This is a genomic window from Nostoc sp. (assembly GCF_036919595.1).
Lineage (GTDB): Bacteria > Cyanobacteriota > Cyanobacteriia > Cyanobacteriales > Nostocaceae > Nostoc.
On record NZ_JBALCO010000114.1, the window covers coordinates 1 to 20,241 of the forward strand.

A 20,241-nucleotide genomic window follows, 5' to 3' on the forward strand; every position below is an offset into this window, starting at 1 on the left:
GCATGGTCTTAATCTCCTCGAAGTTATTACTGATGCTTTAGAAGGTAATGTCTCTGTTTTCCTTTCCTCTATTACTACTAGCTAGGCAGTTACCAGAAATCTACTTAGGAATAAGAATTAAATAACATACAATTTATGTCCCTGACTTACCTCACCCTCAATTTATCTCCGATATATTGGAGAGGGAAGCAAGATAAAGAATGAAGTTTTGCATTTTATTTAATCCACGTTCCTTAGTATCTCTTCAATAGGGGCGATCGCTCTTAAACTTCTCAGATCCTAACTCAGTATGAGGTGTGACCAACTGCTACTCTTTCCTATGCGGTTTAACAGTGCTACAGCCCCTGTTATATCTCCATCCCGCCAATCTCCATGTAATGACATTTTTAAAACGAAGATTTTTATCACATTTAATATGTCATACCGTTTCACTTTAATAAAGTAAGCACTTTCGCGATATTTACAACAAGCTCCCTTTTCTCTCACCCTCATAATAATAGGACTTACACCCACTCTACGAATTCTTCTCTACCAGACGCTGCGCGTTGGCGTCAGCCTCTGGCAGAGATGGCGGTAGTCTGCGGCAAGCCACTACGTGTCCAGGACAAATTAAGCTTTTTAGCAATTTTTGCCTAAGTCCTGAATAATTACCATTACTGTTTAAGTTTGAACTCTTAATTTTTGTGGGTAATTTATTCTTTGTCAGTCCTTTTATAACGATTTGTTAGCGGCACTGGCAAAGCGAATTCAGGTCTTAAGGAATGCCAGCAGGTCAGTGTTAAATTGATCCCGATGTGTGCTGGTCAGTCCATGAGGTGCGCTCGGATAGACCTTCAGAGTTGAGTCCTTGACAATCTTTGAGGAGAGAAGAGCTGAGTTATTGATCGGCACAATTTGGTCGTCGTCGCCGTGAATGATCAGCGTCGGCACGTCGAACTTTTTGAGGTCTTCGGTGAAGTCCGTTTCCGAGAACGCCTTAATGCAATCGAACGCACCTTTGAGACCGACTTGCATACTCTGGAGCCAGAACTGCTCTCGGAGACCTTGGGAGACTTTAGCACCTGGTCTGTTAGCACCGTAGAATGACTCGCTGAGGTCTTTGTAAAACTGGGAACGATCATTAGCAACACCCGCGCGGATGTTGTCAAAGACTTCGATTGGCAGTCCGCCAGGATTAGCTTCGGTCTTTAGCATCAGCGGTGGCACTGCGCCGACTAGTACGGCTTTGACAACGCGCCTCGTGCCGTGGCGACCGATATAGCGGGTGATTTCGCCGCCGCCTGTCGAGTGACCCACTAGGACTACATCTTTGAGATCCAGTGTCTCAATGAGCGCCGCGAGATCATCGGCGTACCTATCCATTTCATTGCCGTTCCAGGGCTGGCTTGACCGCCCATGTCCGCGACGGTCATGGGCGATCGCGCGATAACCATTGTCTGCCAAGAAGAGCAGTTGCTCGTCCCAGGCATCAGCATTAAGTGGCCAGCCATGACTAAAGACGACAGGTTGTCCTGTGCCCCAGTCTTTGTAATAAATTTGCGTGTCATCTTTCGTTATGATCATGCTCATCTTTTTATTTCGTGGTTAGAGGTTGTCGGTACAGCAGAACTTTATTAGTGAGGTCTTAAGCAGCAACATCCGGGAAAAGACACATAGCTCTAAAAGTATCCCAGTAAGCATTCATTCTGTGCAATCCCTTGGAAGTGTGTCCAAAGGGTACAAAATCAAGTTCTAAGCTAATGAAGCAATGCCTATGGCGGGCTATGCCTACGCACCCATTCAGATTTGTACCACACTGCCATCGACAAACAATTCAATGCAATGTAGCTGCTGTCATCTGAAGCCAGGAAGGAAACCGCTTTTGCCACTTCATCCGGGGTTCCCACGCGCCCCAGCGGAATGTCATTCACCATGTGTGTGTGCGATTTCCTTAGTTATTCTCTGGCGATCGCCTCCTTAAGTTATTTGAGTTGAGCATGAAGTGGACTAGAAACAGCCTGTCTTTTACCTTGCCGATCGCTTTGGGGAGGCTTCAAATCTGCGCCATGCCCCCATCAACAAAGAGTTCGATGCCGTTGACAAAGCTGCTGTCATCGGATGCAAGAAAAACGACAGCTTTAGCAATCTCGTCTGGCGTGCCCACCCGCCCAAGGGGGATATTGTCAGCCTGACTTGCTATAAATCCCTGCACCTGCTCCTCGCTCAGTCCCAGTAGATTGTAGCCAGCAGTAGGTACGACACCAGGGCTGATGGCATTGACACGAATCTTGCGCTCTTTGAGGTCGAGTGTCCAGTTCCGGGCAAACGATCGCACGGCGGCTTTGGTGGCGCTGTAAACGCTAAACGCTGGGGTGCCCTTGATAGAAGTAATCGAAGCATTGAGGACAATCGAAGCTCCCTCTGGCAACAAAGGCAATGCCTTCTGCACGGTGAAAAGCAGACCTTTGACGTTGGTGTTGAAGGTTTTGTCAAAGTGTTCTTCGGTAATCGATCCGAGCGGGGCAAGTTCCCCACCTCCAGCATTGGCGAAGATGATATCAAGGCGACCTTTCTCTTGCTCAATCGTGGTGTAAAGGCGATCAAGGTCTGCTAGATTTGAGGCATCGCTCTGAACGCCTATGACGTTTTTACCGATCTCTTTGACGGCGGCATCGAGTTCACTTTGACGACGACCCGTGATGAAGACATATGCACCTTCGGCGACGAATTGCTTGGCAGTGGCAAGACCGATGCCGCTGGTGCCACCTGTAATCAGCGCGATTTTTTCTGAAAGCTTCTGTGACATAGTGATGTTTTTTTTGAATCAGGTTTAGGGACTAGCAAGTCTGGATTACATATCGTTCAAGCTGTAAAGCCACCATCAATCTTCAGGTTGGCACCAGTGACAAAGGCGGCTTCAGGACTGGCGAGATAGGAAACCAAGCCAGCAACCTCATCGCTCTGTCCGTAGCGACCGAGGGCAATTATCTTTTTCAGCCCATCGGCAAAGTCCCCTTCTGCCGGGTTCATATCGGTCTCAATCGGGCCAGGTTGAATGTTGTTGACAGTGATGCCGCGAGGTGCCAGATCGCGGGCGAGACCGCGGGTAAAGCTGGCGATCGCTCCCTTAGTCAACGCATAGACCGAGATCCCAGCAAAAGCGCTGGAATCACTGCTGACGCTGCCAATCATGATGATCCGTCCACCCTCACCCATATGGCGAATCGCCTCCTGAGTTGCCACGAAAACGCCCTTGATGTTCACCGCAACGAGTCGGTCAAACTCATCCATCGAGAACTGGTCGATCAAAGCAACAGCGATAACTCCGGCGTTGTTTACGAGGATGTCGAGGCGACCTAAAGTGTTGACTGTCTCGGCGACGGCGTGTTTCACCGCTTCAACATCGGCACTGTCAGCAGCAAGCGCCAAGGCTTTTCCACCTGCCGCTTCGATGGCTTGCACCACCTCGTCGGCTTTTTGGGACGAACTAGTATAGGTGAGGGCGACTGCTGCGCCATCGTGGGCGAGACGTTTAGCGATCGCTGCTCCTAAACCGCGTGAACCGCCCGTAACCAATGCAACTTTACCTACGAGTGTTTTTCCCATAATTTGCTCTACTGGGCATAATAAGTTGCCAATCAGGATTTATTTACCAATCGGTACAAAAAGTATCCCCTGATTAAATCTTGCTGTCAAGGAAGTTTTATACTCAAAGGTATGGAAACGAGAAAGTCTCATAGAGTACAGGGACGTCCTCGCGCTTTTGATATCGACGAAGCTTTAGAGCAAGCTTTGCAGATGTTCTGGCGCAAGGGCTATCTGGGAACATCCCTTACGGATCTAACAGAGGCGATGGGTATTAACCGTCCGAGCCTCTATGCTACCTTTGGCAACAAGGAAACTTTATTCCGCAAGGTGCTTGATCGCTATAGTGATAGGCAAACAGCCTACCTTCGTGAGGCACTTGAGGAGCCAACTGCACGTAGAGTCATTGAGCGGATGATGTATGGCGTTGTTGACTTACTGACTAATCCGTGCAATCCCTCAAGATGTCTGTTTGCACTGAGTATGCTTTCATGTGAACATCCGGACGATCCGCTCCATCAAGAATTGGCAGAACGCCGAGTCTTAGGCGAGATTGCAATACGCGATCGCTTCGAGCGTGCTTTATCAGAAGGTGACTTGCCGTCTGATATTGATCCTGCTACCCTTGCTCGTTTTGTCGTAACTGTCAACTTTGGAATGTCCGTCCAAGCAGCGAGTGGAGCCAGTCGCGCCCAACTCCTAGAGGTTGTTCAGACGGCATTGCGAGCCTGTCGAATTTAAGGGACTAGTACCGCTACGCGGAAGTCAAAAGTCAAAAGTCAAAAGTCAAAAAGCTTAGAATGTAAGCTTTTGGTTGATTTGGAATGGTTGCTCTATTTTTGCCGTGTTGTACTAGCAAAAAAATAAATAGCCAGAAAAAATCAAGGCAGTCTGTAAAAGATAAATCAATTCACGCTGGTCAAATTGCTTGCTTTTTGCACAGTCAGGAGTTGATTTAGGAAGGAAGCAGTCCCCTTGGAAACTACTTCCTCCACTTTTTCTCTGATTATCATTCTTATCTAGATTATGCAGCTTTATTTAATCATTTTTGAGTCATTTATTTTTTTTGTAGTCCCTAAACTTATTAATCACTATTATTTATCGTTTTAAAAAACAAGAGTATTTGCTCTTATTTGGTTGAAAGCCATAATATTGACTTCATGAGCTCCCAGGGTACCTTGCTGAGAAAAAAACACCAATTTGATTGGAGGCAATCGCCTCTAAAAACTGGGGAACTGGCTGATGACTAGCGAAGATCGGTTGTCGTTAAGTAAAACAGTCACAAAATCTTCTGAACTGCCCTCATTACCAGAAGCAAAGAAGGACTAAGACAAACAGCATTGAATTATCGTGAGCAAAAATTATGAGTTGGCTAATTAGTACATTTCTTATTGGAATCTCTACCGCTTTTGCAACCACCTTTGACGACAATTTATATTTGACAGCTTTCTTCGGAAAAGTCAATTGCAGCTTTCGTCCTAAGCATATTGTTCTCGGTGAATTTCTAGGATTCACTACCTTAGTATGTGCTAGTCTCCCTGGTTTCTTCGGTGGTTTGATTATTCCAAGCAGCTGGATTGGTTTGCTAGGTTTGCTTCCCATCGCCATTGGTATTAGTAATTTCATCAGTCGAGATGAGGAAACAGAGACAGTGCAAGCGGTGTCAGTTGACTTAACTCCTGCCAAATCTGGACGCCAGAAGAAATCACTATTAGCAACCATCCGCGATCCTCAAACTTACCGCGTTTCCGCAGTCACCGTTGCCAATGGAGGAAACAACATTGGGATCTATGTACCCTTGTTTGCCAGTACCAATCTTCCAAGTTTGGGTGTAATTCTGTGTGTTTGCTATTTCACTGTTGGGGCGTGGTGCTTACTCTCTTACTACCTGACTCGTAATCCTCTGATGACTCCAGTTTTAACTCGCTATGGTCGAAAAATCTGCCCGTTTATCTTAATTTACTTGGGACTCTCTATCTTGATTAAAAGTGAATCGTATCGACTTTTACCTAGTCTGGCAATGCTTTCCAATTAGGCATGAGGCGATCGCCTACAGTGGGCGCTTTGCGCGATATCTACGACGGGCTATGACGCTCGTTCGCCCTTGGCGTCTCCCCTTGGGAGAAGACTCGAAGAGAGCTTCTCTACGAGACGCTGCGCGAACGCTATCGACATCGCACCTAATCTGAAAACTTGTTACCTGGAGATCCGATGTCTGACGACAAGCTACTACGCGTTTATGCAATGAGCCACTGAAAATTATTGCTCGATGCTATGTTCCTCATCTAACCGAAAAATCAGCTTATCGTTTCCCATCCCAAAAGATTTTTTAATCACTTGAATTTATCAATTTTAATCAGAATAATATTTGATGTTATCAATCAATTTATCTAAAGTGAGAATAAAGCAGATTATTGATGGCTCTTATAAAAGCAAGCTCACCACTACGAATCATCATCGGAAGGAACTAATGAATAAACCAAATCCAAAAAAATTACCTCACTGGATCGTAACAGCAGTATTTCTGGTACTTGTAGCAGGATTTTCTCTCCTTGATCAGCAAGCAGTTAGAGCTTTAACACTAACACCATCCATACCTACGGAAAAACTAGGTCCAGTAATGCCTCCGGTTACATCGCCAATGGAGTCTGTAACTTCCCCGGTAATATCTCCGGTTATATCCCCAGTAGTGTCTGTAGCAGCAAACGTTAGACGTTTATTGCAAACTAATGAATGTGTCGGGTGTAACCTGACTGGAGCAATGCTCAAGGATGCAAACCTGCAAGCGGCAAACTTGGAGGGTGCTAACTTACAAAATGCAGACTTAGAAAGGGCTAACTTGCAGGAAACAAACTTACAAGGGGCTAACTTTCAAGGAGCAGATTTAGGCAAGGTAAACCTTTTGGGAGCGAATCTGTTGGGAGCAAACTTATTTGATGCAGACCTAGAAAAAGCCAACCTGCTGGGAGCAAACCTACAAGCAGCTAACCTACAGGGCGCAGACTTGGAAAAGACAAATCTTACAAATGCAAACATGCAGGGGGTTAACCTGATGGGGGTTGATTTGGAAGATGCTATCAGACCGGAAGGATTCACTATTCAGTAATTAAACTGGAGTTCTTTAGGCAAATTTAATAAAAAACCTCAAAAGCCTGATTCAGTAATGAATACAGGCTTTAATTTAATATTTGAAGGGTCGTGGCGATCACATATTTGAGCAAATAAATCGTTCATCTATATTGATATACCGTGTAATTGCCGATTAAAGCTTAATCACCATAGTATTGTTTCAAGCTAGGAAAGTTGGATACTCAAGATGTATTAGAACATAAATACGAACATTTGTCTTGTATTTTTATGTTCTTGTACTTCTTTGGTCAAAATTTCAGAGGAAGTTTTTATAGATGTCACTATCTAGGGGTGTAAAGTTTAGTTATTTCGCTTTTCTGCTAAACTAACTGTGATTTGAATTATAAAATAAACTTTTACCTCAAGACATGCTTCAAAAATCAGAATCAAAGTAGAATACATCTTCCATGTAATACACCGTTAGGGCTAAATTAACGGTGTATTACATGGGAAGGTTGATGCTGAAGCGGGATATTCAAGGGAAGTTTGCGCTTCCCCGCAGCGCTTCCACTTTGTTTATCTGGCGATTCAGCCTGCGGCGATTGGTCTCATCGGCATACCAACACAGAATATGAACTGTCTTGATCAATCTGCCGTATTCCTGAAGTGCCCGCGTTAAAGGATGTTTGCGTGGAAACGATTTCTAGCAAGATTAGGGCGTCTTGAGGAGATCATATTGAACTAGCAGTCTCTTTAGCAGCTTCTCGCAGCCGCTCTACATCGCGCATCGGTGGGGCACCAAAGAGCCGCTTGTACTCCCGGTTGAAGTGGGAGGCATCGTCGTACCCCACTTGATAGGCAGCACTAGTAGCGTCAAGGTTTTCCCCCAGCATTAGACGGCGAGCCTCCTGGAGCCGCAGTTGCTTCTGGAACTGTAAGGGACTCATTGCAGTGACAGACTTGAAGTGATGGTGAAAGCCCGAGACACTCATTCCCAGCTCTTGTGCGATGCTTTGAATACGAAGCGGCTCGTTAAAGTCTTTACGAAGTCGCTCGACGGCTCTGGCGATGTGGTAGGTATAGCCACCCAGAACTGCAATATGACGGAGCCGATTACCTTGCTCTCCCATCAGGAGTCGGTAAATGATTTCCCGCTTAATCAGTGGTGCGAGAACATGAGCTTCAGCAGGGGAATCTAGAAGCCTGACAAGCCGCACCACAGCGTCCAACAGATTTGCATCCAACGGACTTACGTCAATCGCTTTCACGTCAGCACGGCTGCGCGATGAGGGATACCCTGCCTCGACCATGACTGAGCCAACGAGGGTAGGGTCGAGATCGAGGCGAAGGCTAAGGTACGGTTTCGTCTTGGACGCTTCCAGAATTTGACTTACAATCGGCAGTTCGACCGTAGCAAGCAGATAATGCATCGGGTCGTACTGATAGCGATCGCTGCCCAGAAGAACTTCTTTGCTGCCCTGAGCGATCGCACAAAAGGCAGGAACAGAGACACTATGAACGCATTCCGAAGGCGAGGAGGAGCGGTTGAAGTGCAATCCTTTGTGCGGCTCAATCGTCCCATCATGACGAATAGCCTGTGCAATACGCTCTTTGAGTTCATCTCTGTTGGCTTGCGCTCTGTCTGCCTCGCGCTTTGCCTGCTGGTCGTTGATTAAATCCATATCGGACTTTTCACTCGTTTTGGCAGCGTTCATTTCTAAGTTTGCAGAATTGTACAACGATCTTAGACGATCGTCCTATTACTTGTTCTTCAGGATTCTTAGAATGAAGCTAAAGCAATGAAAAATGATTTCGGTTTCTTATAAGCATTCTGGATTTTTATTTAAGAGAAAATTCAGTTTTAATTGGGCAAGAGACTTGCCTGCTAGCACCCAAAATGGCATCAAGTGAAGGAATTAAGAAAATGGACATTAAAAGAAGTGGCTCACAGCCTTCCGCCAAAGGGCCGAGCGAGTATTTTACCGGCACTGTCCGCATTGACCCCCTGTTCGAGGCACAGGATCCAGCACGCACTGTTGGTGCCAGTGTCACGTTCGAGCCTGGCGCTCGGACAGCATGGCACACCCACCCGTTGGGACAGACCTTAATCGTCATGGCTGGCTGCGGTCTGGTACAACGCTGGGGTGGCGCAATTGAGCAAATTCGGCCGGGGGACACGATCTGGTTCTCACCGGGTGAGAAGCATTGGCATGGTGCTACCTCAACCACAGCCATGACACACATCGCCATTCAGGAACAGCTCGACGGCAAGACCGTGGACTGGATGGAAAAGGTCAGCGACGAACAATACCAGGCCTGAGCGTGGAGTAAGACAGTTCCAACCTTTAATTCAAAGACAGGAGTTCAAAAAATGCAGAAGCGTAAACTCGGAAACAGTAATCTGGAAGTCTCGGCTATCGGGCTTGGCTGTATGGGAATGAGCTTTTCTTATGGCCCGCCCAAAGACACGCAGGAGATGACCGCTCTTCTAGGGGCCGCCGTCGAACGCGGCGTTACATTCTTTGACACCGCCGAGGTCTATGGCCCGTTATTGAACGAAGAGCTTGTGGGTGAAGCCCTCGCTCCCTTCCGCAAGCAAGTGGTGATCGCCACCAAATTCGGGTTCGACCTGAGTCCTAATTTCGATCCCCGCGGGATGAAGGGTTCGCCCGGACTGAATAGCCGGCCGGAGCACATCAAGCAGGCTGTGGAAGGCTCACTCAAGCGACTCAAGGTCGAGACAATCGACCTGCTCTATCAGCATCGGGTTGACCCGAACGTACCGATCGAAGATGTGGCAGGAGCAGTGAAGGAACTGATTCAGCAAGGTAAGGTTAAGCACTTTGGACTCTCTGAAGCAGGAGTGCAAACGATCCGTCGCGCGCACGCAGTTCAGCCGGTCACTGCTCTCCAGAGCGAATACTCGCTGTGGACGAGAACTCCTGAGAAGGAAGTGATACCAACCCTTAAGGAACTCGGAATCGGCTTTGTCCCGTACAGCCCGCTGGGCAAGGGCTTTCTCACTGGCAAGATAGACGAAAAAGCGACTTTCGACAGCTCCGACTTCCGCAGCACCCTGCCTCGCTTCACGCCGGAGGCTCTCAAGGCGAATCAGGCCCTGATTAATCTGCTCGGCAGCATCGCAGAACGGAAGCAGGCGACACCTGCTCAGATCGCGCTCGCTTGGCTGCTTGCCCAGAAACCGTGGATTGTTCCGATCCCAGGTACTACGAAGCTGCATCGCTTGGACGAAAACATTGGGGCAGTCTCAGTCGAACTTACGCCCGACGATCTGCATGACATCGATAACGCTGCCTTTAAGATCACGGTGCAAGGGGCTCGGTACCCCGAAAAGCTGGAGCAAATGACCGGTCGTTAAGCGGCAAAAAAAGTTTTCTCTGGTTGCATTCCGTAGCTCACTAAGTAAGGCAACCGAGAGAAGACCAAGTGAAGGCTCTGTGCGATCGCATTCCTCTTAAGGTGCTTTTCACTCGAAGTCTGATAACCCGCAACTTGGGTTAATAATTGTCGGAGCTGGCGATCGCAACAATAGTAGATAAAGGCACTTCGGCAAAATACTGTTGCTGAAATTGTTCTTCTCGGACAGCGGCTAAAAATCGTGCCACTGATGCATCAGCAAAGCTTTCTGCACTATCGGTTGGATGCCAACTAATTTGTAAATAAGGGTCTTGTCCTTTGACTGTGAACCCTAAAGATTTTAAAGCTTTGATTCCTACAAGTAAGGTTTGGTTGCTGATGCCGATTTTCTCTAAAAGTTGGGCGCGGGTAACTAGTTGATTTGTACGACTGAGATATTTGGCAATTCCTACAAGAGTCAGCCAAATTTGATTGGGTGGTTGGTGGTTGGGTTTAGACCAAGCGATCGCTAATTGTTGCTGATTGTCAAGCACAGATGTAGAGCGGCTTGTTATTAGACATCGCCGCAACCATGCGCGTAAATTATCCCAATTAGTGGGACAATCTTCGATAATCAGTGCTGTTAACGGTAGCAGGGCGTTTAGCCCGTCCTGAGTCTTGATTGCTGAGTGTTCCTGATTCCGTAAGTCTAAGATGAGTGGTGTTAGCGATAGCGGGGCGTTTAGCCCATTCCGAGCATTGAGTGCTGAGTTAACACTGGGACGCACGCCAATTAATCTGATTTCATAACGTTTTTTGAAGGTGTTGTAGTCCAGTTCGGCTATGCAATCACACCTTCCTATGGGCAATTCATCTTTGTAGTGTCCCCACCATATACCAGGAAAAGCACTTCTGGTAGAATCATCCCGAATGTCAAACTCGGTTTTAATGTACTGTACCTTTTTCCCTTGCCAATCCTGCTGATTGCGATGCCAAGCATTTTCAAACCAGCAGTTTTGAATTAGCAATTTCGGAACAGGGTTACCCATTCCACAAGGTTCTAACAGTTTCAGTTCCAAAAATAACTCTTTCCCCAAGTCTGCTACTGTTACCGTCAAGTCTGCTTGCATGGTAGGCGTTAAGGTTGTACTACCTAAAGATTGCCGCAACTGCTGATTAATTGCCGCTGTAAATAAAGGAATATTCCCCACTAATAAACTCAAACCCGCTGCAAAGGGATGTCCCCCAAAACGATGTAACAAATGTGCTTGGTCTTTCACCAGTTGGTATAAATCGACGGAATTCACCGAACGAGCAGAACCACGGGCTAATGCGAGTGCTGGGTGCTGAATTCTGAGTTCTAAGTTAGAAGATAAAGGAGTAATTTCTCCCCCTGCTTCCCCTGCTTCCCCTGCTCCCCTGCTCCCCTGCTCCCCTGCTTCCCCTGCTCCTTCCGTACTTAATAAAATAGTTGGGCGACCTGTTTCTTGTGCTATCTGTCCAGCAACTAAGCCCAACACACCCGCAGGCCATTGGGCATCTTCTAGGACTATGACGCTGGTGGTTGATAAGTCTAATTGAGTAAGTTTTTGTGCTACTTGCGCTTGTACATCTTTTTGTAAAGATTTGCGACGGGCATTTGCGAGTTCTGTAACTTCGGCTAGTTCGTTACAACGTTTGGCATCACGACTAGTTAATAATTCAACGCAAAAACTGGCATCACCTTGGATGCGGCTGACGGCGTTAATTCTTGGGCCCAAACCAAAGGAAATATCTGTGGGGCGATCGCCACTTTTCTGACACAATTCTAATAATCGCCCCACCCCCGGACGCCGACGCGCTGTAGCTGGCTGTTGAAAATCTGCTTGCAGTCGTTGAATTCCCATCTGTGCCAAATAACGACAATCTCCACTTAACTGCACTAAATCGGCAATTAATCCTACTGCTACTAAATCTAATAAATCCTCTAAAGGATGTTTTGCAATATTAGGCAGAGTTTGATATAGTGCTTCCACCAACTTATAAGCTACCGCTACCCCAGAAAGATTAAACAGCTGATGTTCCCTTGGCAAATAACGGGGATTGATAATTGCTGCGACGGGTGGGCGTTCGGTGGGTAATGTGTGATGGTCTGTAACTATTACATCTATACCTAGTTGTTTAGCATAGATAATTTCATCAATGTTTGTGCTACCTGTGTCGCAAGTAACAATTAATTTGCAACCTTGTTTTGCTAAGTTATCAATCCCTTGATTATTGAGTCCGTGGGATTCTTTCAGGCGATTGGGAATGTAGTAAATTAACTGAGTATTTTGTTTAAAAAACTCCCCCAATCCATCCCAAAGTACAGATGTGGCGGTAATCCCATCAGCATCGAAGTCTCCCCAGATGGCAATTTTTTCTCTGGCGTTATATGCTTGTTGCAACCGGGCGATCGCTAGGTGCATTTCTTGCCCAAACTCAAACGCACTGGCTGGTTGATAAGCTTTATGGTTGATAAAAGCTGTTAATTGTTGATCGTCTTTAATTCCCCGTTGCCACAATAATTGCGCTGCATATATTCCACTTGATGCGGGTGTATGCTGTTTCACCGCTTGGATGAACCACTCCGGGGGTTGTTCGGTTGCTGCTATAGTCCACTGCTGTTGTTCTGGCATACAAAGTTAAGTTAGGAGTTAAAAGTTGAAAGTTAGGAGTTAAAAGTTGATTTATAAAGTAGTTACGGCTTTGCTATCAAGCATCGTTATATAATATGGTGCGTTAGGCGCTTTACTCATGTCTTTGCTGACAAATGATATCGAAAATATGCGCCTAATACACCCTACTATAATTTTATTTTTACTTGATATAGCGGTTCCGAGGTGGATGAAGTACATATCAAAACCTCACCCCCAGCCCCTCTCCTTGCTAAGGCTACGGTGTACACACAAGTCCTAAAAACCTAGCTTGATAAGGCTTTCCTGATTCTCTCATGCAAAGCATTGTCAGTCGATGCAATGGCATTGTCAGTCGATGCAATAGCATTGTTAGTCGATGCATTAGCATTGTTAGTCGATGCAATGGCATTGTTAATCGATGCAATGGCATTGCAGGTCAAGAGACTTATGTGTACACTGTAGTCTTGCTAAAAAGAGAGGAGATAAAGCTGTACCTCATTTTTATTAGAAAACGCTATAAATGACCTCTAAAAGTTTTAACTCCTAACTCCTAACTTTTAACTTCTAACTCCTAAGCTTTGTTAAATTGGAGATTGATCCTCGGTTGTTTGAGATTCATTTACTAGGGGATTGAGGACTACTTCATTGGCGACACTATCGGGTTTCCGGGCGCGAATTGCCGGACGCGTAGGCGTAGCCCGTCGTAGACATCGCCTGTAACCTGCTCTTTCAGCTTTTTGGTGTTCGTAATCAATCAATCTGCCATAATATTCATGTTTGCTTAAATTCATCGACAAGAAAATATGCTGCCGAATATTACCAAAACCTTTGCGGTTAAAAAACTTTAATGCTGAAGTATTGGTGGGATCGGTATCTACCAGCATAAACCGCGCCCCATCTTCAATCATCCGGGCGACGACTTTATCAACCAACTTGTCTGCAACTCCCTGACGCTGAAACTTCGGACTAACTCCCAACCATAAAATGTATCCGTAAGTCCAGGATGCTTTGGTGATGATGGTTCCCAAAATGAATCCGGCTAATTCTCCGTCTGTTTCGGCCACAAGACAATATTCGGAATCGGTGTTGTAAAGTCCAATCACCTCCCATTCGTCCCAGGTGCGGTATAAATAAGGATATAAATCGCTGGTAAATAAACCTTCTCCCAAATGGTAAACAGGAGCAATGTCATCAATTCCTAATTCGCGGACATAAATGGCTTCGGTTTCGTCAAAGCTTGACATAAATTTAGAAGTTGTAATTTCTTTATACCCCTATTGGATTTTACAATCCTCTAATGTATAAGGTTGAGTGAGACTTCTTGAATGCTGTCAAAATTTGGCAATGAGTCTTTCACTACTTCTTCAGTAGCTTGTGTGCGATCGCAGCGTTTGGCAAACTGACAATAATCACAGGTTTTGCTACCCTCCACCACTTGGGGAAACTGCTGGTTATTTTGGTAATCTTCCAGCCAAATAGTTAACTGGCTTAACAGTTGATTAAGTTTCTTTGCTATTTGTGTATGTTGAACAATATTGTAATTAAATTTAATATTTTGCGGTTTGCCCTCAGATTGGACAAACCAGTAAGTCATCGAAATATTTTCTGGCAAATAGTCGCTAGTTTCTGCCAATACATACAGATAAAGCCGTGTTTGCCAGTTGGATTCTAACTTGCGTTTATTGGGTGGCTTAGGATAAGTTTTCCAGTCGAGAATTTGCGCTTGTTGGTTATCTGCAATCAATAAATCATAGACAACCGTCAGCAAATAATCCTGAACTTGCAGAGTGCGGAAGTGTTCACTTTCACGGAAGGTTTGATTATCAGATGCAGCCGTTAAAATTTCTGGGGCTGCATCGGCAAAAGCTAGCATCCAGCTTTGCAGTTTAGCATCTGCTTGCAGGAAACTATCAATTGGCAAACCCATTTCTCGCTGCTGCATTAGCAAGTGAAAGCGACTACCCAAAGTTTGCCGTTCTTCTTGTTCTGGATTTGAGGGCGAATTGAGTTGTTCTAGATAAGTATGTTGAAATTTACGCGGACAAGCTTCTAGTAAATTCAGTTGTCCTTGAGACAGTCGCAGTAGTTGAGTAGGAGTTGACAGCATTCTTCTATTTTAGAAGCAAATTATAATCTGCAACTCACCTTTAGCAGGCTATCTGTGAAAAACAGCTTTTAAAATTATTGCGAATAAAATCCTTTTATTGAGAGAATGTAGCTGCTCTGTTGATTAAGCTGCATAATATAAATGCACAACTGATTGAAAGTAACTATTCTACCACCAGCTATCTGCTTTTGAGCTTGTATACCTGCCCCAAATCCTAATCATATGCTTCTGCACGCGATTTTAAGCTATGGAGTATTACCTTCATTTCTTCTTTAATTGGCTGGTATAGCAAACGATATTTATCTTTTATTCTGTAACGCCAAAATCCTTTATACCTTTTTTCTCCTGTTAAAGGTTTTACCGTATTACCCAGCATTTTCATTGGATACTCACTGATTTGATTGATTGCATTAAGTACCAAATCGTGAATTTTTTTGTCTATATTTTTTATGTCTTTAATAAATGATGGAGTCATTGAAATACTCCATAATTGGGGTTCATCGCCCCATACATCAGATAAGACATCATGTATTGTATAAGACAAACAAGATTGACTATCTATAGAACTAGAAACATCCTCGCTAATTGGAGGAAATAAATATGCTATCTCCTCATCACTAAATTTTTGAGCAACAAGAATTTCTTCTTCCTCTAGGTAAATATCCCATGTCTTGTTAGAACATACTGTCTGATTTAACTTTGTTTGAATATCTTCTTTAAAGCTTACAGAAGTATCATCATTTTCAGACCACAGAATTAATAAGCTTTTTATAATTTTTTCTGATGGTAAAAAAACCAGTTCATTCTTTATTAAGAGGGAGCTATCTTGGATACTGTTTAATTATTCATTTGTAATAATTTCTTCTACCAATTCATCCATATTTTTTATACCTTTATGAAACAAAAACAAAAGATAAATAATTTATCTACATCATATTTAACTTCATTAGCAAAATTTATAACCAGCAAAAATACTGGAATATTTAAAATTCACGCTTTGGGATGTATTGACGGATAAGTGCCTAAAGACACCGCGTAGACGTAGCCGGTCGTAGACATCGCCTAGACCCTATGAAGGAATGAATATCACCGGGGTTACAGGCTTAACCGCAGCGCAGTTAGTAACACTAAAAGCTTTAGGAGCAGTGGAAGATGGAGAGCAAAAATAAAAGGTAAAAGGGTGAACTTTACGTTTTTGTTTCATCCCCTTTACCTTTTTTATGTACCTGATGCTTATTTTATGTTAGCCCTTGCGTCTTTCACTGCGGCAAAGAAAAAGAATCCGGTGAGTGGAATGCTCAACGCCAGGATAATCGCCGTGACTTGGACACCCAAATCTGGATGCCCGTAACTAAGCTCAAAAATCGAACCGACGGCTGCGATCGCACTTACACAAGAACCACCCAGAAATAAACCGCTTTTTGGAGTTAAATACACTACTAGCCCCCTATACTATTGGTTTCACCGCTTGATACGAGAAGCCATTTTTAGATAGCTCCTGGACTAAAGTCAAGGAGTTTTCCACACGGTCTACAAATACTACGCCGTTCAGGTGATCCATCTCGTGCTGAATGCAGCGTCCCAGGAGGTCATTAGCCTTTAATGTCCGGGGACGACCATACTCGTCTTTATAGGCTATTTCCACGACTTCGGGGCGCTTTACGTCTAGGTATACATTGGGAATGCTCAAGCATCCTTCTTGGGCAACAGAGATATCGCGGCTTACTTGTTTAATGGTGGGGTTAATCAGCACCAAAGGCGGATTAGCTGCATTCTCTGGTTCCAGGTCGATGACAATTAGTTGTTTGTGAATTCCCACTTGGGATGCAGCCAAACCAATGCCATCTTTGCTATACATAGTTTGCAACATTTCGCGCACCATTTGGCGGAGTTCGTCATCTACTTTAGAAATCCGCTTTGCGACTTGACGCAGCACGCGATCGCCTAAATAATGAAGCTCCAAAGGTGGATTTTTTAACTTTTTTTTCTCTACAGCAATTTCAGAGGGCATGAGTCTCAATGGCTAGATGGTGAAAATTCCTACTTTAATTCTATCAAGCTCGTCACTAGTCAGTTATGAGTGCTGAGTTATAAGTTATGAGTTATGAGTTATGAATTTTTAACTGGGGTGAGGTGTGTTTAAATCTTTCACAAAACTTGACTACCTGCTCAAAGAAACTTTCCTCGGTTTATTGCGGGGAGGTTGGATGAATTGGGCAGCTATAAGTACTGTTACGGTGTTACTGTTTTTATTCGGCTTAAGTTTGCAAACTTCTTGGCAAGTCGAAAAACTCCTTTACCAGTTTGGTAGCCAGTTAGAAGTATCAGTTTATCTCGAACCGGATACGCGCGTCGAAAATATTGAGCCACTGATCGCAAAAATCCCACAGGTAGCGGCGATACAAACTATTACCAAACAGGAAGCTTGGATTAAGTTAGTTAAGGAAATGAGAATTTCTGATATTGAGGGTGCTACCCAGCAGCTAGGTGAGAATCCTCTGGTTGATGAGATGAAGGTGAAAGCTCGTAGTTCTCAAGTTGTACCAACTTTAGCAACCCAGCTGGCTAAGTTACCCGGAGTTGATACAGTGCAGTATGTTGATGAAGCAGTTAAACGCATTGCCCAGTTGCACCAAGGTCTGAACTGGATTACTTTAACTATTACAATTATTCTGACTTTAACAGCGATCGCAGTGACTACCACGACAATTCGTCTGATTGTCATGGCCCGACGCCAGGAAATTGAAATTATGCAACTAGTGGGAGCAACTTCGGCTTGGATCTACCTGCCGTTTATTTTACAAGGAATTACCTTTGGTTTAGTTGGTGGTGCGATCGCTTGGAGTTTCATTTCTGTGATTCAACAGTTTCTCGGTAAGTTGCTAGCCAATCAACCTGAGTTTATTCAAGCTATCACCAACAGGGTACAACTCACTCCAGCCCAAATTTCACTATTGCCCCTGATTCTCTTGAGTTTCGGTGCAGCTGTAGGATTAATGGGAAGCTTATTTGCAGTCCGACGTTTTGCTAAAGGTTAGGCATTGAGCATGGGGGGAAATCGTTATGAAATCGCAATGGGAATGTTTTCTGCAAAATCTCGGTGTCTGGGAAGGTTCATTTACTAATTTTTCTCCTCAAGGTACACTTCTGAACGATACTCCTAGCTGTCTTTCGCTGGACGGTTTGAACAATAACCAGACAGTGCGCCTAACTTTGAGCCGTTCGGGACGAGATGATGTCAAGAGAGAATTTAGTTCTGTGGGAGGGAGTCTGCTGTTTTTTGAAAATGGTTCATTTTCTGAAGGTTTAATTCAGCTAGGGCCATTTTCCGAATTCGGTGGAGAACTCGCTTTTGTTCATGAAAATCGCCGCTTGCGTCTGGTGCAACTCTTTGATAAAAACGGTCAGCTAAATGGACTAACTCTCATTCGAGAACATTTAGCTGGAACACAAACAGCAGAACGTCCACCCTTACAGATAGATGACTTGTGGGGAGAATGGCTTGGTGAAGCAGTGACAATATATCGAGATTTGCGATCGCCTGATATTTACTCTACAACTTTGAAAATACAACTTGATGATACTGGGCGATTAATTCAAAGTACTTCTTTTGGGGAACGGACAATTACTTCAAGTGCTACCGTTAAAGGTTCCATCGTTCTCTTTGACCAAGATCCCCAAAAGCAAATACAAGTTTTATTGTTACCTGATGGTGCTTCTGCAACTTCTCCCCTCAAGGTGCAGTTACGTCAACCCTTATTCTTGGAAGCGGGTTGGTTAATCCAGCCAAACCTGCGCCAGCGGATGATTCGCAGCTATAACGATAAAGGCGAATGGGTTAGTCTGACATTAGTTAGTGAAGAAAGGGTGTAAAAATTTTGAATTGTCTATAGTATGTACAGAAAAATTTATACAAACTGCACAGATGCGATGTCTGACGACAAGCCCTTCGGGTTCGGGAGTTCGCAATCGACGGGAACCGCCAAGACTGCGACTCCCTCACCGCTTTGCGTCTACGCATATAAACAACGCCCCAAACAATATTTATTAACCGTTTGAGAAAAAAGTTGTTTTGATTACAGATTTTAATTAGAGCTAAATCAACTACTTTATAGTTTTGCTAAAAAGTAATGGCTGATATTTACCGATAAAGTAGGTATATAAGATATTAAACAAAATGTAGAGCTGCCAATTAATCCTTCTACATTACCTATTAAAGCAATCTTTAAAAATCAATATCAGGAATCTTGCCAAATCAGCCTATTGTGCAACAGATTTTATAAGCCTGTAAGGATTGACTCGTAATTCGTGGTACAAGGCACACAGGAAATTATAAAATTATTTTGTTACCAACTATTTTGGGGAATAGTAGTGATTATTACAATTCCTGCAACTTAATGATATTAGGTTTAATGTAAATCTTTGTTGAGCTTATATATTTGTAAGCTGATCACAAAACTAAAATGAGTGTTTTCTTCTCAGATGAAGCGATCGCTAGGTTAATTCAGGAAGATATTCCTTACCTAGATTTGACAACCTACGGACTTGGCATTGGCAAGCAACCCGGTGAAATCGAGTTTTCTACCCGTCATCCGATGACCATTTGCGCTACTGAAGAAGCAGCCAGAGTATTAAAATATTGTGGTGCCGAAGTTCATTATCAAGTGGAAAGTGGTACAGTCTGCCAGGAAAAGCAATTAATTCTTCAAGCTAGTGGCACTGCTCAAGCTTTGCATAGTGGCTGGAGAGTTGCTTTAAATTTGATGGAATATGCCTCCGGTATTGCTTCACGTACCAGAGTATTAGTAGATACTGCCAAAACAGTGAATCAGTCTGTTTCTATTGTGACTACTCGTAAATGTTTTCCAGGTACTAGAGGGCTTTCCATCAAAGCAGTTCTAGCTGGCGGGGGCTTTTTTCATCGCTTAGGATTATCTGAAACAGTCCTGATATTTAACCAACACCTAATATTCCTGGGAGGTATAGCTGGGCTAATTGAGCGCATGAATCAACTACGACAACAGTTTCAGGAACAACTTATTTGCGTTGAAGTAGATACACCAACAGATGCCTGGATGCTTGCTCAAGCAGGTGTAGATTTAATTCAGTTTGATAAAATTTTGATCTCAGACCTTGAGCCTCTGGTTTTGAAGTTGAAGCAGCAGTATCCGAACTTAAAACTAGCGGTGGCTGGTGGTATTACCTCTGAAAATATAAAAGATTATGCAAGCACTGGTGTAGATATTTTAGTGACAAGTTCACCATACTTTGGTAAACCATGTGATATTGCAGTCAAAATGACAATGGCCCGGTAGTGCATTTTTAATTTATAAATTGGGAGAAACAGAGGCAATTTTAAAGTCCCTCTTCCAGCCTTGGGAGAGGGATTTAGGGTGAGTGCTTTTAATTCATGCAGGAAGTCTATTCACTGGAATTTCCAATTTACAGGTGAGTCTCACTTGTAAACAGTTTATTAGCTTGACAGTT

The 20,241-nt window shown here is 44.2% G+C and carries 20 protein-coding genes and 1 pseudogene; 10 read left to right on the forward strand and 11 right to left on the reverse strand.

From position 1 onward, the window contains the following. Positions 1–747: 747 nt before the first annotated feature. Positions 748–1,569, reverse strand: a complete 822-nt coding sequence (locus tag V7K21_RS17325; RefSeq protein WP_335176274.1) for an alpha/beta fold hydrolase — start codon at positions 1,567–1,569, stop codon at positions 748–750. A 178-nt stretch (positions 1,570–1,747) separates the two neighbouring features. On the opposite strand from V7K21_RS17325, the gene V7K21_RS17330 reads away from it, so the two are divergent. Next, positions 1,748–1,960, forward strand: a complete 213-nt coding sequence (locus tag V7K21_RS17330; protein ID WP_335176276.1) for a hypothetical protein — start codon at positions 1,748–1,750, stop codon at positions 1,958–1,960. Positions 1,961–2,032: 72 nt separating this feature from the next. On the opposite strand, the gene V7K21_RS17335 is transcribed toward V7K21_RS17330, so the two are convergent. Then, a complete protein-coding gene (locus V7K21_RS17335) occupies positions 2,033–2,785 on the reverse strand; it encodes an SDR family oxidoreductase (protein ID WP_335176278.1) in 753 nt (250 codons plus the stop codon). Positions 2,786–2,841: 56 nt separating this feature from the next. Further along, positions 2,842–3,585 (reverse strand): 3-oxoacyl-ACP reductase family protein, encoded by a 744-nt coding sequence (locus V7K21_RS17340; RefSeq protein WP_335176280.1) that lies wholly within the window; start codon positions 3,583–3,585, stop codon positions 2,842–2,844. A 111-nt stretch (positions 3,586–3,696) separates the two neighbouring features. On the opposite strand from V7K21_RS17340, the gene V7K21_RS17345 reads away from it, so the two are divergent. The 3 genes from V7K21_RS17345 (at position 3,697) to V7K21_RS17355 (ending at position 6,670) form a co-directional block, all read left to right on the forward strand. Then, positions 3,697–4,305: a TetR/AcrR family transcriptional regulator gene (locus V7K21_RS17345; RefSeq protein WP_335176282.1), complete on the forward strand. Its 609-nt coding sequence runs from the start codon at positions 3,697–3,699 to the stop codon at positions 4,303–4,305. Between the two features lie 622 nt (positions 4,306–4,927). Further along, positions 4,928–5,599, forward strand: a complete 672-nt coding sequence (locus V7K21_RS17350) for a cadmium resistance transporter (protein WP_335176284.1) — start codon at positions 4,928–4,930, stop codon at positions 5,597–5,599. 435 nt (positions 5,600–6,034) lie between these two features. After that, complete coding sequence (locus tag V7K21_RS17355) at positions 6,035–6,670, forward strand: pentapeptide repeat-containing protein (protein ID WP_335176286.1); 636 nt, start codon at positions 6,035–6,037, stop codon at positions 6,668–6,670. A 498-nt stretch (positions 6,671–7,168) separates the two neighbouring features. Here V7K21_RS17355 and V7K21_RS30795 read toward each other — a convergent pair. Then, positions 7,169–7,318: pseudogene (locus tag V7K21_RS30795) on the reverse strand (Tn3 family transposase); the annotation flags it as partial. Positions 7,319–7,364: 46 nt separating this feature from the next. Then, the gene (locus tag V7K21_RS17360; protein ID WP_335176288.1) at positions 7,365–8,348 is read right to left on the reverse strand and encodes an AraC family transcriptional regulator; all 984 of its coding nucleotides are present in this window, start codon (positions 8,346–8,348) and stop codon (positions 7,365–7,367) included. A 182-nt stretch (positions 8,349–8,530) separates the two neighbouring features. Here V7K21_RS17360 and V7K21_RS17365 point away from each other — a divergent pair, with 182 nt between their 5' ends. Both V7K21_RS17365 and V7K21_RS17370 read left to right on the forward strand, forming a co-directional pair. Next, complete coding sequence (locus V7K21_RS17365) at positions 8,531–8,953, forward strand: (R)-mandelonitrile lyase (RefSeq protein ID WP_335176290.1); 423 nt, start codon at positions 8,531–8,533, stop codon at positions 8,951–8,953. A gap of 51 nt (positions 8,954–9,004) precedes the next feature. After that, entirely contained in the window at positions 9,005–10,012 is a 1,008-nt protein-coding gene (locus V7K21_RS17370; protein ID WP_335176292.1) for an aldo/keto reductase, read from the forward strand. 139 nt (positions 10,013–10,151) lie between these two features. Here V7K21_RS17370 and V7K21_RS17375 read toward each other — a convergent pair whose 3' ends face one another. Beyond that, positions 10,152–12,647, reverse strand: a complete 2,496-nt coding sequence (locus V7K21_RS17375; RefSeq protein WP_335176294.1) for a single-stranded-DNA-specific exonuclease RecJ — start codon at positions 12,645–12,647, stop codon at positions 10,152–10,154. A 324-nt stretch (positions 12,648–12,971) separates the two neighbouring features. Here V7K21_RS17375 and V7K21_RS17380 point away from each other — a divergent pair, with 324 nt between their 5' ends. Beyond that, positions 12,972–13,109: a hypothetical protein gene (locus V7K21_RS17380; protein ID WP_335176296.1), complete on the forward strand. Its 138-nt coding sequence runs from the start codon at positions 12,972–12,974 to the stop codon at positions 13,107–13,109. Between the two features lie 119 nt (positions 13,110–13,228). Here V7K21_RS17380 and V7K21_RS17385 read toward each other — a convergent pair whose 3' ends face one another. The 5 genes from V7K21_RS17385 to def form a co-directional block, all read right to left on the reverse strand. Next, positions 13,229–13,891 (reverse strand): GNAT family N-acetyltransferase, encoded by a 663-nt coding sequence (locus tag V7K21_RS17385; protein WP_335176298.1) that lies wholly within the window; start codon positions 13,889–13,891, stop codon positions 13,229–13,231. A 50-nt stretch (positions 13,892–13,941) separates the two neighbouring features. Continuing rightward, a complete protein-coding gene (locus V7K21_RS17390) occupies positions 13,942–14,754 on the reverse strand; it encodes a PD-(D/E)XK nuclease family protein (RefSeq protein ID WP_335176300.1) in 813 nt (270 codons plus the stop codon). Positions 14,755–14,968: 214 nt separating this feature from the next. Beyond that, entirely contained in the window at positions 14,969–15,229 is a 261-nt protein-coding gene (locus V7K21_RS17395; RefSeq protein WP_335176302.1) for a type II toxin-antitoxin system RelE family toxin, read from the reverse strand. Between the two features lie 758 nt (positions 15,230–15,987). Continuing rightward, complete coding sequence (locus tag V7K21_RS17400) at positions 15,988–16,191, reverse strand: hypothetical protein (RefSeq protein ID WP_298913367.1); 204 nt, start codon at positions 16,189–16,191, stop codon at positions 15,988–15,990. Between the two features lie 10 nt (positions 16,192–16,201). Then, positions 16,202–16,765, reverse strand: a complete 564-nt coding sequence (gene def, locus V7K21_RS17405; RefSeq protein WP_334864935.1) for a peptide deformylase — start codon at positions 16,763–16,765, stop codon at positions 16,202–16,204. 124 nt (positions 16,766–16,889) lie between these two features. On the opposite strand from def, the gene V7K21_RS17410 reads away from it, so the two are divergent. The 3 genes from V7K21_RS17410 (at position 16,890) to modD (ending at position 20,069) form a co-directional block, all read left to right on the forward strand. Then, entirely contained in the window at positions 16,890–17,792 is a 903-nt protein-coding gene (locus tag V7K21_RS17410; protein ID WP_335176304.1) for a cell division protein FtsX, read from the forward strand. A gap of 25 nt (positions 17,793–17,817) precedes the next feature. Further along, positions 17,818–18,627 carry a DUF3598 family protein gene (locus V7K21_RS17415; RefSeq protein WP_335176306.1) on the forward strand — a complete coding sequence of 270 codons (810 nt, stop codon included), beginning with the start codon at positions 17,818–17,820 and terminating at the stop codon, positions 18,625–18,627. 590 nt (positions 18,628–19,217) lie between these two features. Next, positions 19,218–20,069 carry a ModD protein gene (gene modD, locus V7K21_RS17420; RefSeq protein WP_335176308.1) on the forward strand — a complete coding sequence of 284 codons (852 nt, stop codon included), beginning with the start codon at positions 19,218–19,220 and terminating at the stop codon, positions 20,067–20,069. The last annotated feature ends 172 nt before the right edge of the window (positions 20,070–20,241 follow it).

Bases quoted from the DNA above. Each gene is read 5' to 3' on its own strand.
- V7K21_RS17325 (WP_335176274.1), bottom strand. From the start codon at position 1,569: ATGAGCATGATCATAACGAAAGATGACACGCAAATTTATTACAAAGAC.
- V7K21_RS17330 (WP_335176276.1), top strand. From the start codon at position 1,748: ATGCCTATGGCGGGCTATGCCTACGCACCCATTCAGATTTGTACCACA.
- V7K21_RS17335 (WP_335176278.1), bottom strand. From the start codon at position 2,785: ATGTCACAGAAGCTTTCAGAAAAAATCGCGCTGATTACAGGTGGCACC.
- V7K21_RS17340 (WP_335176280.1), bottom strand. From the start codon at position 3,585: ATGGGAAAAACACTCGTAGGTAAAGTTGCATTGGTTACGGGCGGTTCA.
- V7K21_RS17345 (WP_335176282.1), top strand. From the start codon at position 3,697: ATGGAAACGAGAAAGTCTCATAGAGTACAGGGACGTCCTCGCGCTTTT.
- V7K21_RS17350 (WP_335176284.1), top strand. From the start codon at position 4,928: ATGAGTTGGCTAATTAGTACATTTCTTATTGGAATCTCTACCGCTTTT.
- V7K21_RS17355 (WP_335176286.1), top strand. From the start codon at position 6,035: ATGAATAAACCAAATCCAAAAAAATTACCTCACTGGATCGTAACAGCA.
- V7K21_RS17360 (WP_335176288.1), bottom strand. From the start codon at position 8,348: ATGAACGCTGCCAAAACGAGTGAAAAGTCCGATATGGATTTAATCAAC.
- V7K21_RS17365 (WP_335176290.1), top strand. From the start codon at position 8,531: ATGGCATCAAGTGAAGGAATTAAGAAAATGGACATTAAAAGAAGTGGC.
- V7K21_RS17370 (WP_335176292.1), top strand. From the start codon at position 9,005: ATGCAGAAGCGTAAACTCGGAAACAGTAATCTGGAAGTCTCGGCTATC.
- V7K21_RS17375 (WP_335176294.1), bottom strand. From the start codon at position 12,647: ATGCCAGAACAACAGCAGTGGACTATAGCAGCAACCGAACAACCCCCG.
- V7K21_RS17385 (WP_335176298.1), bottom strand. From the start codon at position 13,891: ATGTCAAGCTTTGACGAAACCGAAGCCATTTATGTCCGCGAATTAGGA.
- V7K21_RS17390 (WP_335176300.1), bottom strand. From the start codon at position 14,754: ATGCTGTCAACTCCTACTCAACTACTGCGACTGTCTCAAGGACAACTG.
- V7K21_RS17395 (WP_335176302.1), bottom strand. From the start codon at position 15,229: ATGACTCCATCATTTATTAAAGACATAAAAAATATAGACAAAAAAATT.
- def (WP_334864935.1), bottom strand. From the start codon at position 16,765: ATGCCCTCTGAAATTGCTGTAGAGAAAAAAAAGTTAAAAAATCCACCT.
- V7K21_RS17415 (WP_335176306.1), top strand. From the start codon at position 17,818: ATGAAATCGCAATGGGAATGTTTTCTGCAAAATCTCGGTGTCTGGGAA.
- modD (WP_335176308.1), top strand. From the start codon at position 19,218: ATGAGTGTTTTCTTCTCAGATGAAGCGATCGCTAGGTTAATTCAGGAA.